This is a genomic window from Streptomyces sp. NPDC048254, from assembly GCF_043201895.1.
Classification (GTDB): Bacteria; Actinomycetota; Actinomycetes; order Streptomycetales; family Streptomycetaceae; genus Streptomyces.
In genome coordinates this window covers 505074-520125 of the sequence record NZ_JBICZJ010000006.1, presented here as the reverse complement: position 1 = coordinate 520125, position 15052 = coordinate 505074, and the positions used below count along the sequence as shown (strand labels likewise).

Genomic DNA, 15052 nt, shown 5'->3' with positions numbered 1-15052 from the left:
GCTCAGCTCGTCAGCACCGCCCGCCGACGGCACCTCCGGTTCGCCCGCCACTGGCCCTGGACCGACGTGATCACCGAAGCCATCCAGCGACTCGAGGCCCTTCCGAACCCGGGCTGACCAGCCACAACAGCCCGTCCCTGCACCAGCAGCACTCCCGCCGGGACCGTGGAAACCGGCGTCCACCCGGCACGACAGCCGGGCTGCCACCCTGCCCACAATCCACGCGGCAAGCCGAAACGGCCCACCGGAAGAACCGACGGACCGTCACGAAAGATCGAGGTTAGGGCGCTGGCCGAGGAACTCGGTGCCACGTTGATCCGGGCGGTCAGGCGGGACGCAGATGACGAGCTGGCCAGCGTAGGGACGGGGCACGGCCCCGTCACCATCAGCTGGTATGCCTTTGCTCTCGAGTACCTGGATATGCGCTGGCCACAGATCGCGGCGAAGACCCGCAACGAGACGAACGCCGCGCTCTGCGCGATCACCCAGGTAATGCTGCGCGACGTGCGGGGCCGCCCGAATGACGAGTTGCTGCGGCGTGCGCTGCGGGACTGGGCGTTCGTCCTGCCCCGGCCAGAGCCGCACGCAGCACCCCCGGACGTACGGCTTGCTCTACGCTGGGTGGCGAGGACGTCACGCCCGCTGACGGACCTAATGGATCCGGCTGTGATGCGGGCCGTGATGCAAGCCCTGCGACTGAAACAGGACGGCACGGTCGCAGCCCCTGAAACCCAGCGGCACAAGCGCATGACCTTCGTGAACGCCGTGCGGTACGCCATCGAGCAGGGCATGCTCGACAGCGACCCGATCGCCAATATCAACTGGCGGATCGCCAAGACCGCCAAGCGGGTCGACCCTCGGGTGGTCGCCAATCCCGCCCAAGTCCGCTCCCTGCTCTGCGCTGTCTCCTATGTAGGCAGCTACCGGCGGGCCCGCGGACGGCGGCTGGTCGGGCTGTTCGCCGGCATGTACTACGCCGGGCTGCGGCCAGAGGAGGCGGTCGCGGTGACCCTGCCGGACTGTGTCCTGCCTGCGGAGGGCTGGGGCAGGGTGATTCTGCACGTCACTCGAACCCAGGCGGGCAAGAAGTGGACCGACACCGGACAACTCCATGATGAGCGCGGCCTGAAGGGGCGTCCGCCGGGGGAGACCCGCCCCGTGCCGCTTCCTCCCGGTCTGGTGGCGATATGGCGAGAGAGTATCCAAACCTTCGGTACGGCCAGCGACGGGCGGCTGTTCTTCAATGAACGGGGTGGCATCCTCGCCTTCAGCACGTATGACACCGTCTGGCACGAAGCCCGGCAACTGGGCCTTCCATCCGACCTGGTGAACACCCCGCTCGCGGCTCGCCCGTACGACCTGCGCCACTCAGCCCTGTCCACCTGGCTCAATGCCGGTGTCGACCCCGCAGAGGTCGCGGAACGCGCCGGCAACAGTGTGGAGGTCCTCATGACCAAGTACGCCAAGTGCCTGTACGGGCGGGCCGCGATCGCCAATCATCGCATCCAGGCACTGTTGGACGAGTACGACTGAGCGTCGTCTACAGCAGGAACAGCGGCTGGTCGCTGTGCCGTAGCCCCGGACGGGGACCAGCTCCTGCAACCACCACGCAGTTGTGATCGTTCGAGAGAAATACGGCCAGGCTACAGAGGGGTCGCATTGGCGGTCGGGTTCTGTCGCATGGCTGCTGGCAAGACGACGAAACGGTCGCTACTGCTGTGGCTCGCTACTCCGCGGGATTCTCGTTCTGCGGAGCGACGAGTTCGCGTTGCCAGTCCGCGAACCGCTCGCGCAAGGCCCCGGCCTCCGTGGCAGTGAGGCCGTAGGCGGCGAATTGTTTGTCCGTGTAGCGCTGGACGCGGGCGAGTGAGTCGGCGAACATCCGCGGATCGAAGCCGTCGTCGTTCTGCTTGGCCAGCTCCATCAGGCGTTCGCGGGTGTATCCGGCTTTGAGGAGTCCGTCGACGTCGATGGCGTCGCGAACCTCGGCCCGGCCGTCCAGGGCGGTGGTCTTCCCTGTGGCGACGTCGTCGGGGTGCAGGACTGGGCCGAGCTCGGAGAGCACGGGCGGGTGGTTGAGGAACTCGGCGACGAGTTCCACCTTGTTCTGGATGCCGCTGCCCGGGTCGGTGACGTTCAGCCGGGTGTAGGTGTGCTCGGGGTTTTGGTGGGCCAGTTCCACGGTGAAGCCTGCGGCTTCGTAGGCGGCGATGACGCGTTCGGTGGCTGCGGGCATCTCGGTGGTGGCCCGGTTGATCGGTGCGAAGAGGTCGACGTCGTCACTGACCCGGTTGACGATCTGGTGGGCTTGGACGGCGTAGCCGCCTGCCAAGGCATAGCCGAAGTCGTCGGCGAGCGCGTCGAGCCCGATGCGGATCAGTCGGCGGTGCAGCTCGTCCACTACGCCGCGGCCGCCGCAGGTGCGAGCTCGGGGAAGCGGGCCTGCCAGGCCGCACGGGCCGGAGCGGGCAGGAACAGGTCCGTCCAGTGCCGGCGCAACAGATCGGCGTCCAGGTACGCCCGCAGGTCGGCTGCGGTCTGGGCTTCCCGGATGACCCGCTCATACATAAGGAGCAGGTCGGCCTCGTCGACGAGGTCGTATTCGTAGTGCGGGCCCCAGTCGATGTGGCGGGGCAGGGTCACGGTGCCGGAAGTCGGCCCGACCAACTCGTCGAGCGACTCCGGGAGGGCGTAGATCCTCGCGGCTGCGTACCTGCTCATACGCCCCAGCATGCCGTAACCGGCCGCGTCGTGGTGCCGACACCGGCATCCGCGTGGGCGGTGAGCGTGACGTTCGACGAAATGCCTGTTCACAGCCCCAGCGCTGACTCCCGGGAAAGTCAAACGGTCTGCTCGTCCGCATGTTTTCCGAACTATCCTCGTCGGCAAACGCGCAGGTCACAGCAGGTGTTCTCCTGCGTCGGCTCCGCCTTTCGGCTTTCCGGTCCCACACATGTCCCGCGCGAGGCCATTGTGCGGGATCGGACATTTGGGATTTCGTCCGCCTGGCACCACGAAGTTGCAGGTCGAAGGCTTGCTGGACGGAGTGGTCATGGCCAAGGGGGCCGTGTGCGTTTTGGCATGCACAAGAAAGGCCCTGAACTGCGTTTCTGCAGTTCAGGGCCTTGATTCCGGGTGCCCCCGGCAGGATTCGAACCTGCGCACACGGCTCCGGAGGCCGTTGCTCTATCCCCTGAGCTACGGGGGCGTCTGGCGTTGAGCTGTTGCTCGCGGCGACGGGTAGAACACTACCAGCTTGGTCGGGGTGATCAGGAACGGGTTTCCCGGGGGTGCTCCCCGCGCGGGCGGAAGTCGGGAAAACCCGGACGCGGTGGCCGGTCCGGACCTACTCTCGAGTTGTGCCAGGGGCGTCGGGTCGGGTGCTTGTTGTGGACGACAACAAGGTCATCCGGCAGCTGATCAGGGTCAATCTCGAACTGGAGGGTCTCGAGGTCGTGACCGCGGCCGATGGTGCCGAGTGTCTGGATGTCGTTCATCAGGTGCGGCCCGATGTGATCACCCTTGATGTCGTCATGCCCCGGCTCGACGGTCTGCGGACCGCCGCTCTGCTCCGTGCCGACCCCCGCACCCATGACCTTCCCCTCGCCATCGTCAGCGCCTGCACTCAGTACGAGGTCGAGACCGGCCTCGACGTCGGTGTCGACGCCTTCCTCGCCAAACCCTTCGAACCCTCCGAACTTGTGCGGCTCGTAAGGGAGTTGGTGGAGCGACGGCGAGGGCCGGAGGGGGCGGAGGAGCGGGAGCGCGGGGGAGACGGCGGCGCAGGTGGCGACAGTGGCGAGGGCGGCGAGGGTGGTGAGGTCGAGTTCTCCGGGGAGTGGGCCGGGGGCAACCCCGTCTACCCGTAGGGGCCATGCAATCGGTGACCCAGTGGCCCGGGCCCGCATCAATCCCGTGGAGCCGTGGAGCCTCCAGTCCACCTTCCGCGCGTGGAGCCGTAGGGCTGCAGTACCGCTCCCGGCCCGTAGGTCCGTAGGGCTACAGGCCCCATCCCGTCCGTAAGCCCATAGGTCCGCAGCTCCGCAGCCCGGTGGCCCCGTCACCCACACCGCCCCCGCGTCCACGTCCCGGACACCCTCCCAAACCGGGTGGCATGCCCGGCCCCCTCCTCCCCTAGGCTTGTCCCGTGACCCCCGTCGAGCTCTCCCGTACCGTGCTGCGCGCGGTGCGTCGTGCTGTTGACGAGGGGGAGCTGAGCGTGAGCGTGCCGGAGCGGGTCGTGGTCACGCGGCCGGGGCCCGGTGGGTGCGGGGACTACGCCACCAACATCGCGCTTCAGCTCGCCCGACCGGCCGGGCAGCCCCCCCTGCGGGTCGCCGAGATCCTGGTGCCCCATCTCGCGAATGCCGCCGGCGTCGGTGACGTCGTCGTCACCGGACCCGGGTTCCTGAACATCAGCCTCAGCCCCGCCGCGTCCCCCACGGCGACCCTGGTCGCCGAGATCCGCGCCCTCGGCCCCGGCTACGGCCACGGCGACGCCCTCGCCGGGCAGGTGGTCGCGCTGCGGGTGCCGTACGACGTCCGGGCCGAGGTCGTCGCCGACGCCGTCGTACGGATCGTCGCCACCCAGGGCGGCCGCGGCGAAGTCGGTCACGGCGAGGTCGGTCACGGTGAGGTCGGTCACGGCGAGTCCGTAAGTCTCCGGCCCGTGCCGGCGCCCGAGGACCCGGCCCCGCTCGGGCCCGACGCCGCCCAGTGGGCCCTGCTGCATCCCGCCGCCCACGACCGGCCCCGGATCACCGCCGACCACCTGGTGCAGCGCGAGAGCAACCCGCTCTTCCGGGTGCGGTACGCCCACGCCCGGACGCGAGCCGTCGGCCGCGGTGCCGGACGGCTCGGCTTCGCTGCCGAACCCGGCGACGTCCCCGGCGCCCCGGGCGCCCTCGTCACCGCCCTCGCCGACTACCCCCGCATCCTCACCGCCGCGGCCACCCACCGCGCCCCCGACCGGCTCGCCCGGCATCTCGTCACCCTCGCCGATGCCGCGCTGCCGTTCCTGCCGACCGTGCTGCCCCGTGGCGAGGAGAAACCCTCGGCCGCCCACCGCGCCCGGCTCGCCCTCGCCGAAGCCACCGGGACGGTGCTGGCCGGCGGCCTGTCCCTGCTCGGCATCGACGCACCCGATCACCTCTGAAGAGAGCGCCAGAAGAGCAATGAGCCGTTCCGCACATCCCGCCGGGCCCCGTCACGCCGACGTCCTGCCCGAAGGGCACTACGCCGCCCCGCCCGCCGACCTCAACGCCCTCGACCCCAAGGTGTGGGCCCAGACCGTCACCCGTGACGCCGAGGGGACCGTCACGGTCGGCGGCATCGACGTGAAGACCCTCGCCGAGCAGCACGGCACCCCCGCCTACGTCCTCGACGAGACCGACTTCCGGGCCCGGGCACAGGCCTGGCGCACCGCCTTCGGCCCGGACGCCGACGTGTTCTACGCCGGGAAGGCCTTCCTGTCGCGGGCCGTCGTGCGCTGGCTGCACGAGGAAGGGCTCAACCTCGATGTGTGCTCCGGCGGTGAGCTGGCCACCGCCCTCTCCGCCGGGATGCCCGCCGACCGGATCGCCTTCCACGGCAACAACAAGTCGACGGAGGAGATCGAGCGGGCGGTCGAGGCCGGCGTCGGGCGGATCGTGCTCGACTCGTTCCAGGAGATCGTGCGGGTCGCCCACATCGCCCAGTCCCGCGGCAAGCGGCAGCGCGTGCAGATTCGTATCACCGTCGGCGTCGAGGCACACACGCACGAGTTCATCGCCACCGCGCACGAGGACCAGAAGTTCGGGATTCCGCTGGCCGGGGGGCAGGCCGCCGAGGCGGTACGGCGGGCGCTGCAGCTGGACGGGCTGGAGGTCATCGGGATCCACTCGCACATCGGGTCGCAGATCTTCGACATGTCGGGCTTCGAGGTCGCCGCGCACCGGGTCGTGGGGCTGCTGAAGGACATCCGTGACGAGCACGGTGTCGAGCTCCCCGAGATCGATCTCGGAGGCGGGCTCGGTATCGCCTACACCAGCGACGACGACCCCCGCGAGCCCCACGAGATCGCCAAGGCGCTCACCGAGATCGTCACCCGGGAGTGCGATGCCGCCCGGCTGCGGACTCCGCGTATCTCCGTCGAGCCGGGGCGGGCCATCGTCGGGCCGACCGCCTTCACCCTCTACGAGGTCGGCACCATCAAGCCCCTCGACGGGCTGCGGACGTACGTCTCCGTCGACGGCGGCATGTCCGACAACATCAGGACCGCGTTGTACGACGCCGAATACAGCGTCGCTCTGGTGTCGCGGACGAGCGACGCCAAGCCGATGCTCGCCCGGGTCGTCGGCAAGCACTGCGAGAGCGGGGACATCGTCGTCAAGGACGCGTTCCTGCCGGGCGACCTGGCACCCGGTGACCTGATCGCCGTGCCGGCCACCGGTGCCTACTGCCGGTCCATGGCGAGCAACTACAACCATGTGCTCCGGCCGCCCGTCGTCGCGGTGCGGGACGGCGAGTCCCGGGTCATCGTCCGCCGCGAGACGGAGGAGGACCTCCTGCGCCTCGACGTCGGGTGACATCCGATGCCGTCCGATGAAATCCGACGTCGTCCGTTGGTGTCCGATGCCGTTGGATGCCGTCGGATTGCGGCCGATCGCACCGGATCGCGGCCGATCGCGGCACATCGCACCGGATCGCCGCCGATCGCGGCACATCGCACCGGATCGCCGCCGATCGCGGCACATCGCATCGGGCGGCATTCCGACGGCAATTCGACGGCACTTCAATGGCATCCGAGGGCATTCGGCGGCATCCGACGGCATTCTCGGACGGCGTCCGATGAACCGGATGGCGGAGACGGAAGATCTCCTGTCTGCCACCTCCGCAAAATGAAATAGATGTCTCACGATCCGGACGAAGGGTAGAAACTCCCGTCCGGTGAGTGAGACTGGTCCAACCGTAGACGGTATGAGGAAACGAGGTCGGATGATGCGTACGCGTCCGCTGAAGGTGGCGCTGCTGGGCTGTGGGGTTGTCGGCTCAGAGGTGGCGCGCATCATGACGACGCACGCCGACGACCTCGCGCAGCGGATCGGTGCCCCGGTCGAACTGGCCGGGGTCGCCGTACGACGGCCCTCCAAGGTGCGTGAGGGCATCGACCCGAGCCTGGTCACCACGGACGCGACCGCCCTGGTCAAGCGGGGGGACATCGACGTCGTCGTCGAGGTCATCGGGGGCATCGAGCCCGCCCGCACCCTGATCACCACCGCCTTCGAGCACGGCGCCTCCGTCGTCTCCGCCAACAAGGCGCTGCTCGCCCAGGACGGCGCCGCCCTGCACGCGGTCGCCGAGCAGAACGGCAAGGACCTCTACTACGAGGCCGCCGTCGCCGGAGCCATCCCGCTGATCCGGCCGCTGCGCGAGTCCCTCGCCGGCGACAAGGTCAACCGGGTGCTGGGGATCGTCAACGGGACCACCAATTTCATCCTCGACAAGATGGACTCGACGGGGGCCGGCTATCAGGAGGCCCTCGACGAGGCCACCGCGCTCGGGTACGCGGAAGCCGACCCCACCGCCGATGTCGAGGGCTTCGACGCCGCCGCCAAGGCCGCCATCCTCGCCGGGATCGCCTTCCACTCGCGGGTGCGTCTCGACGACGTCTACCGCGAGGGCATGACCGAGGTCACCGCCTCGGACTTCGCCTCCGCCAAGAACATGGGCTGCACCATCAAGCTGCTCGCCATCTGCGAGCGGGCGGCGGACGGCGGCTCCGTCACCGCGCGTGTGCACCCGGCGATGATTCCGCTGACCCACCCGCTCGCCTCCGTGCGCGGCGCGTACAACGCCGTCTTCGTCGAGTCCGACGCGTCCGGCCAGCTGATGTTCTACGGTCCCGGCGCCGGCGGCGCCCCGACCGCCTCCGCGGTCCTCGGCGACCTGGTCGCCGTCTGCCGCAACCGGCTCAGCGGGGCAACGGGGCCCGGCGAGTCGGCGTACGCCGCCCTGCCGGTGTCGCCCATGGGCGATGTCGTCACGCGCTACCACATCAGCCTCGACGTCGCCGACAAACCGGGTGTTCTCGCCCAGGTGGCGACCGTGTTCGCCGAACACGGGGTTTCCATCGATACGGTTCGCCAGCAGGGCAAGGACGGCGAGGCCTCCCTCGTCGTCGTCACCCACCGGGCCTCCGACGCCTCCCTGTCCGGGACCGTCGAGGCGCTGCGCAAGCTCGACACCGTGCGGGGTGTCGCCAGCATCATGCGGGTTGAAGGAGAGTAACCAGCAATGACCCACCAGTGGCGCGGAATCATCGAGGAGTACCGGGACCGGCTGCCCGTCTCCGACACCACGCCGGTCGTGACGCTTCGCGAGGGCGGCACGCCCCTCGTGCCCGCGCAGGTGCTCTCCGAGCGCACGGGGTGCGAGGTCCACCTGAAGGTGGAGGGTGCCAACCCCACCGGGTCCTTCAAGGACCGCGGCATGACCATGGCCATCAGCAAGGCCAAGGAGGAGGGCGCGCAGGCGGTCATCTGCGCCTCCACCGGCAACACCTCCGCCTCCGCCGCGGCCTACGCCGTGCGTGCCGGCATGGTCTCGGCCGTGCTCGTCCCGCGGGGCAAGATCGCGCTCGGCAAGATGGGCCAGGCCCTCGTGCACGGCGCGAAGATCCTCCAGATCGACGGCAACTTCGACGACTGCCTCACCCTCGCCCGCAACCTGAGCGAGAACTACCCGGTGGCGCTGGTCAATTCGGTCAACCCGGTGCGCATCGAGGGGCAGAAGACCGCTGCCTTCGAGATCGTGGACATGCTCGGTGACGCGCCCGACATCCACGTCCTGCCGGTCGGCAACGCGGGCAACATCACCGCGTACTGGAAGGGCTACAAGGAGTACGCCGCGGACGGGATCGCCGCCGGGACCCCCCGGATGTGGGGATTCCAGGCGTCCGGTTCCGCGCCCATCGTGCGCGGCGAGATCGTCAAGGACCCCTCGACCATCGCCACCGCGATCCGGATCGGCAACCCCGCCTCCTGGCAGTTCGCGCTCGCGGCCCGGGACGAGTCCGAGGGCTTCATCGACGAGGTGACGGACCGTGAGATCCTGCGCGCCTACCGGCTGTTGGCCGCTCAGGAGGGTGTCTTCGTGGAGCCCGCCTCCGCCGCCTCCGTGGCCGGTCTGCTGAAGGCCGCAGAGCAGGGCAAGGTCGACCCGGGCCAGCGCATCGTCTGCACGGTCACCGGCAACGGCCTGAAGGACCCCGACTGGGCCGTCGCCGGTGCCCCGCAGCCGGTCACCGTGCCCGTCGACGCGGCCGCCGCGGCCGAGCGGCTCGGGCTCGTTTAGAGAACCACTGGAGCGACGCCCGGGAACCGCACGAGCGGCGTCCGGGCAACGCTCGGCCAACCCTCGCCGGGCAACCGGTGAACAGGCTGTGGCGTCCCAAACAGGGGACTCCCTAAGGAGGGGGCACGAGGGGCTTACGACACGCATCGTGCGCCTCCTGTGCGCCCTATGTCGCGACAGAACCTTCCTTCGATAGGCTGTACCGAACCCGCCCGCTGCATATGCCTCCGCATATGGCGCGGTGCCGTGCCGCCTCCGCGGCCCGAGGTTCCCTCAGGTACCTATCGAGTGTCATTCGACCATCACGCAGCTCAAGGAGAGTCATCGAGCGATGGCCGGTCCAGCGTTCCGCGCCGCCGCCGTCCGGGTGCGCACCCCCGCCACCAGCGCCAACCTCGGTCCGGGCTTCGACGCCCTGGGCCTCGCGCTGGGGCTCTACGACGATGTCGTCGTACGGGTGGCCGACTCCGGGCTGCACATCGACATCGCGGGTGAGGGCAGCGAGACGCTGCCGCGTGACGAGAGCCACCTCCTCGTACGCTCCCTGCGCACCGCCTTCGACCTGCTGGGCGGACAGCCCCGCGGCCTGGAGATCGTGTGCGCCAACCGCATCCCGCACGGCCGCGGCCTGGGCTCCTCCTCCGCCGCCATCTGCGCCGGCATCGTCGCCGCGCGTGCCGTGACCATAGGTGGCGAGGCCAGGCTCGACGACGCCGCGCTCCTCGAACTGGCCACCGAGATCGAGGGCCACCCCGACAACGTCGCGGCCTGTCTGCTGGGCGGCTTCACGCTCTCCTGGATGGAGTCCGGCGCCGCCCGGGCGATCAGGATGGAGCCCGCCGATTCCATCGTTCCGGTGGTTTTCGTGCCCGGGAAGCCGGTCCTCACGGAGACCGCGCGCGGACTGCTCCCGCGCACCGTGCCGCACGTCGACGCCGCCGCCAACGCGGGCCGTGCCGCCCTGCTCGTCGAGGCCCTCACCAGGCGCCCCGAGCTGCTGCTGCCCGCCACCGAGGACCGTCTGCACCAGGAGTACCGCGCACCGGCCATGCCGGAGAGCGCGGCGCTGGTGGAGCGGCTGCGCGCCGACGGGATCCCGGCCGTGATCTCCGGCGCCGGACCCACCGTCATGGCGCTGGCCGACGCCGCGAGCGCCGAAAAGATCGAAGCCCTGGCGGGCTCGGACTGGGCCGCCAACCGGCTGAACCTCGATGTACAGGGAGCGAGCGTGCTGCCGCTTGCGCCCTCCAGTGACATTTAACTGCGCACGGTTGCCGGATTTGGAGAGGGGGAATGTTTGTTGGATCCGGTAGTGTTAACCTCAAGTCTGCACCCGACCCCACCATGGCGAGGTGCTTCGTGTCCCCGTCCGGGACAGACATTCTTCCGGGAGTCTCCCAAGCCACTCAGCGTTTCGTATGTCGTACCTGGGCAGTACGTCGTACGCGGACACTGAGCGGGCCGCTGGGCACGCTTCGGAATTGGTGCTACCACGCCACGTGACACCGGGTGCCACGGCTGAGGAAGCGCCGTCACCAGAAATCCTCTCCGCCGCTTTGGCGGACCACCGCCCCGGCACGGTCCACACAGCAAGGACCGCAGCCGGACAGCACAACCGGTCGCCGAGCCAGACAGGCCGACGTCCGCTCCAGGGAAGGACCCTTCGTGAGCGACACCACCGATCTGATGGGCGCACGTGTCGAGGAGACCGCTGCCGCGCCCGCCACGGACGCCTCCGCGCCTGCCACCGGTGCCGGCTCCCGGCGGCGCCGCGGTACCGGCCTTGAGGGCATGGTGCTGGCAGAGCTTCAGCAGGTCGCATCCGGCCTCGGTATCAGGGGCACGGCGCGGATGCGCAAGAGCCAGCTGATCGAGGTCATCAAGGAGGCGCAGGCCGGTGGGGGCACCGCCCCCAAGGCCGCCGAGAGCGCCACCGAGACCAAGCCGAAGCGCCGGGCCACCTCGAAGGCCCGTACGGGCGGCGAGGCCGCCGAGAAGCAGGCGGGGCAGGCCGCCGAGGCCCCCGCCGAGCAGGCCGTGGCCCAGCAGCAGATCGAGATCCCCGGCCAGCCCGCCGGCGGCATCGCCCGCGACGCCGAGCGTGGCGGCGAGGACGCGCCGGCCGAGCGCCGCCGTCGCCGGGCCACCGCCGAGGCCGGCAGCCCCACCGCGAGCGGCGCCGAGACCGTCGTCGCCGAGGCGAAGAGCGAGTCGAAGGCCGAGACGCCCGCCGGGCAGCCGCAGGGCGACGCCGACGGCGAGGGCCGCGGCCGCCGTGACCGCCGTGAGCGCGGCCGGGACCGTGACCGGCGCGGCAAGGGCGACGAGCAGCAGGGCGGTGGCCAGGGCGGCCGTCAGGACCGTCAGGACCGGGACCGTCAGGACCGGGACCGTCAGCAGCAGCCGCAGCAGCAGGGCGGCGGCCGTCAGGACCGCAATGCCGGCCCGCAGGACGACGACGACTTCGGCGACGGCCGTCGTGGCCGTCGTGGCCGGTACCGGGACCGCCGGGGCCGTCGTGGCCGCGACGAGATCGGTGGCGCCGAGCCGCAGCTCACCGACGACGACGTCCTGATCCCCGTCGCGGGCATCCTGGACATCCTCGACAACTACGCGTTCATCCGGACCTCCGGCTACCTGCCGGGCCCGAACGACGTGTACGTCTCCCTCGCCCAGGTCCGCAAGAGCGGTCTGCGCAAGGGAGACCACGTCACCGGTGCGGTCCGTCAGCCCAAGGAGGGCGAGCGCCGCGAGAAGTTCAACGCGCTCGTGCGCCTGGACTCCGTCAACGGCATGGCGCCCGAACAGGGCCGTGGCCGCCCGGAGTTCAACAAGCTGACGCCGCTGTACCCGCAGGACCGGCTCCGTCTGGAGACCGACCCGGGCGTGCTGACCACCCGCATCATCGACCTCGTCGCGCCGATCGGTAAGGGCCAGCGCGGTCTGATCGTGGCCCCGCCGAAGACCGGCAAGACCATGATCATGCAGGCGATCGCCAACGCGATCACGCACAACAACCCCGAGTGCCACCTGATGGTCGTCCTCGTCGACGAGCGTCCGGAAGAGGTCACCGACATGCAGCGGTCGGTGAAGGGCGAGGTCATCTCCTCGACCTTCGACCGCCCGGCCGAGGACCACACCACGGTCGCCGAGCTGGCCATCGAGCGGGCCAAGCGTCTGGTGGAGCTGGGCCACGACGTCGTCGTGCTGCTCGACTCGATCACGCGTCTGGGCCGTGCGTACAACCTGGCCGCGCCGGCCTCCGGCCGCATCCTGTCCGGTGGTGTCGACTCGACCGCCCTGTACCCGCCGAAGCGCTTCTTCGGTGCGGCCCGCAACATCGAGGACGGCGGATCTCTCACGATCCTCGCCACCGCCCTGGTGGACACCGGGTCCCGCATGGACGAGGTGATCTTCGAGGAGTTCAAGGGCACCGGCAACGCGGAGCTCAAGCTCGACCGGAAGCTCGCCGACAAGCGCATCTTCCCGGCGGTGGACGTCGACGCGTCCGGCACCCGTAAGGAAGAGATCCTGCTCGCCCCCGACGAGCTGGCCATCGTCTGGAAGCTGCGCCGGGTGCTGCACGCGCTCGACCAGCAGCAGGCGGTCGAGTTGCTGCTCGACAAGATGAAGCAGACGAAGTCGAACGCCGAGTTCCTGATGCAGATTCAGAAGACGACGCCGACGCCCGGTAACGGCGACTGACGACTGCCCTAACCGGAAGCCGTTCCCCCACCTGGGGGGACGGCTTCTGGCGTATTTCCGGCCGGTGTACGATCTCGCTCTTCGGTCAGTTGACCGAATCTCGAAATCCTGATCCCGAGGGGGGACTTAGGTGGGTACACCCACGTCCGGGAGTGGTCGGCACAGACGTCGGATACGGTTCGCGCTGCCCGTCGCCGCGGCCGGTGTCGCGGCGGCCGTCACCGCCGCGCTGATCTCGACGTCCGCCAGCGCGGCCACCCAGCCGACGCCCACGGTCAAACCGTCCGTCAGCACGACGTCGCAGGCCGTCCTGAACAAGCGGATCGCCCGTGCGATCACCGCCGACAGCGGGACGACGACCACGAAGAAGCCGGCCGCCGCGAGCGGTTCGGCCGTCTCGCCGAAGATCATCGGTGGCGGCACGACCACCATCTCCTCGGCGCCGTGGATGGCGCAGCTCTGGTACTACGACGACAAGGGCACCACCAGCACCAGCGACGACGAGGGCTTCTTCTGCGGAGGCTCGGTCATCTCGCCCACGAAGATCCTCACTGCCGCGCACTGCGTCAAGGGCTTCAAGTGGAGCACCACCGACTCCGCCGTCGTCACCGGCACCGCCTCGCTGCCCACCACCAACGCCGACGGCACCGCCAACCTGCACGGCGGCACCGCCACCGCCGTCCTGCGCCAGTGGAACCACCCGTCGTACACCGTGTCGAGCCACGGCGTCCCCAACAACGACGTCGCCGTGCTCACCCTGGCCGCCCCGGTCAAGGCCACGCCGATCCGGATGACGACCAACACCGACACGACCTCCTACAAGGCGAACACCAGCGCCAAGGTCTACGGCTGGGGACGCACCAGCTCCACCTCGGACGACATCTCCGAGACCCTGAAGACGGCCACCCTGCCGATCCAGTCCGACACCGCCTGCACGGGCGCCTACGGCAGTGACATCGTCAAGGGCCACATGGTCTGCGCCGGCAAGCCCGCCACCGGCTCCGACACCGGTACCACCTCCGCCTGCAACGGCGACTCCGGCGGCCCGCTGGTCGTCGGCGGCCGGATCGTCGGCGTGGTCTCCTGGGGCGTCCAGGACTGTGTCGCCAAGGGCGCCTACAGCGTCTTCACGAAGGTCAGCACCTACGTCGGTGCCGCCTACGCGCAGATCACCGACACCAACCTGAGCTACACGGACGGCAAGGCCGACCTGTTCGCCCGCAAGTCGTCGTCCAAGGTCGGCTACGAGCTGGACTCCAAGGGCACCTCGCTGGCCGCCCGCCAGTCCTGGGGCGACTGGACCGGCGTCAACCTCATCCTGCAGGCCGACCTCAACCGGGACGGCTTCCAGGACCTGGTCTACCGGGTGGCCTCCACCGGTGACGTCTACTGGGACCACTTCGCGCTGAACAGCGCCCAGACCAGCGGCTCCTGGGTCACCACGAAGATCTTCACGAACTGGAAGACCCGCAAGGCCACCATCATCCCCGGTGACCTCACCGGCGACTACCTGCCCGACGTGCTCTCCGAGGACTCCGCCGGAGTCCTGTGGCTGTACCCGGGCAAGGGCAACGGCACCTTCGGCTCCCGCGTCCGGATCGGTGGCGGCTGGAGCCAGTACAACCAGCTGCGCGGCGTCGGCGACTTCAACGGCGACGGCAAGGCCGATCTGCTGGCCCGCAAGAGCAGCGGCGGCGACCTCTACCTGTACAAGGGCACCGGCAAGTCCGGCACCGGCCTCTTCTCGGCCCGGGTGAAGGTCCGTTCCGGCTGGACCGGCTTCAACACCCTGGCCGCGGTCGGTGACCTGACCGGCGACGGCAAGGCAGACCTGCTGGCCCGTACGACCGGCGGCACGCTGTACCTCTACCCGGGTACCGGCAAGGCGACCAGTGAGATCTTCGGCACAAGGAAGTCTCTCGGTACCGGTTTCCAGCAGTACGACATCTTCGGCTGAAATACCTGGTGAGCGGGGTTCGCTCCACTTGCCCGACTACACAGAGTGCCCATCGCC

11 protein-coding genes, 1 tRNA gene and 1 pseudogene are annotated in these 15052 nt (G+C 69.6%); 10 read left to right on the top strand and 3 right to left on the bottom strand.

All coding sequences use genetic code 11. The annotated features are described in order from the left end of the window. Positions 1-165: 165 nt before the first annotated feature. Positions 166-1533 carry a tyrosine-type recombinase/integrase gene (locus tag ACGFZQ_RS20395; RefSeq protein WP_393841505.1) on the top strand — a complete coding sequence of 456 codons (1368 nt, stop codon included), beginning with the start codon at positions 166-168 and terminating at the stop codon, positions 1531-1533. A 382-nt stretch (positions 1534-1915) separates the two neighbouring features. Here the strand turns inward: ACGFZQ_RS20395 and ACGFZQ_RS20390 are convergent. The 3 genes and pseudogenes from ACGFZQ_RS20390 to ACGFZQ_RS20380 form a co-directional block, all read right to left on the bottom strand. Continuing rightward, positions 1916-2401: pseudogene (locus ACGFZQ_RS20390) on the bottom strand (nucleotidyl transferase AbiEii/AbiGii toxin family protein); the annotation flags it as partial. Continuing rightward, positions 2401-2721 carry a hypothetical protein gene (locus ACGFZQ_RS20385; RefSeq protein ID WP_393841504.1) on the bottom strand — a complete coding sequence of 107 codons (321 nt, stop codon included), beginning with the start codon at positions 2719-2721 and terminating at the stop codon, positions 2401-2403. The gene ACGFZQ_RS20385 and the pseudogene ACGFZQ_RS20390, both read right to left, overlap by 1 nt. 415 nt (positions 2722-3136) lie before the next feature. Beyond that, positions 3137-3208 (bottom strand) — tRNA-Arg (locus ACGFZQ_RS20380). Between the two features lie 82 nt (positions 3209-3290). On the opposite strand from ACGFZQ_RS20380, the gene ACGFZQ_RS20375 reads away from it, so the two are divergent. The 9 genes from ACGFZQ_RS20375 to ACGFZQ_RS20335 all read left to right on the top strand — a co-directional run bounded on the left by ACGFZQ_RS20375 (position 3291) and on the right by ACGFZQ_RS20335 (position 14995). After that, complete coding sequence (locus tag ACGFZQ_RS20375; protein ID WP_393841503.1) at positions 3291-3869, top strand: response regulator; 579 nt, start codon at positions 3291-3293, stop codon at positions 3867-3869. A 278-nt stretch (positions 3870-4147) separates the two neighbouring features. Beyond that, positions 4148-5155, top strand: a complete 1008-nt coding sequence (gene nrtL / locus ACGFZQ_RS20370; RefSeq protein WP_393841502.1) for an ArgS-related anticodon-binding protein NrtL — start codon at positions 4148-4150, stop codon at positions 5153-5155. 19 nt (positions 5156-5174) lie between these two features. After that, positions 5175-6566, top strand: coding sequence for a diaminopimelate decarboxylase (gene lysA / locus ACGFZQ_RS20365; RefSeq protein ID WP_393841501.1), 1392 nt, complete (start codon positions 5175-5177; stop codon positions 6564-6566). 16 nt (positions 6567-6582) lie between these two features. Beyond that, complete coding sequence (locus tag ACGFZQ_RS20360) at positions 6583-6882, top strand: hypothetical protein (RefSeq protein ID WP_393841500.1); 300 nt, start codon at positions 6583-6585, stop codon at positions 6880-6882. 93 nt (positions 6883-6975) lie between these two features. Continuing rightward, on the top strand, positions 6976-8268 hold the full coding sequence (locus tag ACGFZQ_RS20355; RefSeq protein ID WP_393841499.1) for a homoserine dehydrogenase: 1293 nt from the start codon (positions 6976-6978) through the stop codon (positions 8266-8268). Positions 8269-8274: 6 nt separating this feature from the next. Further along, on the top strand, positions 8275-9333 hold the full coding sequence (thrC, locus tag ACGFZQ_RS20350; RefSeq protein ID WP_393841498.1) for a threonine synthase: 1059 nt from the start codon (positions 8275-8277) through the stop codon (positions 9331-9333). Between the two features lie 331 nt (positions 9334-9664). Further along, a complete protein-coding gene (gene thrB, locus ACGFZQ_RS20345; protein ID WP_393841497.1) occupies positions 9665-10594 on the top strand; it encodes a homoserine kinase in 930 nt (309 codons plus the stop codon). A 404-nt stretch (positions 10595-10998) separates the two neighbouring features. Beyond that, positions 10999-13038, top strand: coding sequence for a transcription termination factor Rho (rho, locus tag ACGFZQ_RS20340; protein WP_393841496.1), 2040 nt, complete (start codon positions 10999-11001; stop codon positions 13036-13038). Positions 13039-13168: 130 nt separating this feature from the next. Next, on the top strand, positions 13169-14995 hold the full coding sequence (locus tag ACGFZQ_RS20335) for a trypsin-like serine protease (RefSeq protein WP_393841495.1): 1827 nt from the start codon (positions 13169-13171) through the stop codon (positions 14993-14995). Positions 14996-15052: the final 57 nt, after the last annotated feature.

Bases quoted from the DNA above. Each gene is read 5' to 3' on its own strand.
- lysA (WP_393841501.1), top strand. From the start codon at position 5,175: ATGAGCCGTTCCGCACATCCCGCCGGGCCCCGTCACGCCGACGTCCTG.
- ACGFZQ_RS20360 (WP_393841500.1), top strand. From the start codon at position 6,583: ATGAAATCCGACGTCGTCCGTTGGTGTCCGATGCCGTTGGATGCCGTC.
- ACGFZQ_RS20355 (WP_393841499.1), top strand. From the start codon at position 6,976: ATGATGCGTACGCGTCCGCTGAAGGTGGCGCTGCTGGGCTGTGGGGTT.
- ACGFZQ_RS20385 (WP_393841504.1), bottom strand. From the start codon at position 2,721: ATGAGCAGGTACGCAGCCGCGAGGATCTACGCCCTCCCGGAGTCGCTC.
- thrC (WP_393841498.1), top strand. From the start codon at position 8,275: ATGACCCACCAGTGGCGCGGAATCATCGAGGAGTACCGGGACCGGCTG.
- thrB (WP_393841497.1), top strand. From the start codon at position 9,665: ATGGCCGGTCCAGCGTTCCGCGCCGCCGCCGTCCGGGTGCGCACCCCC.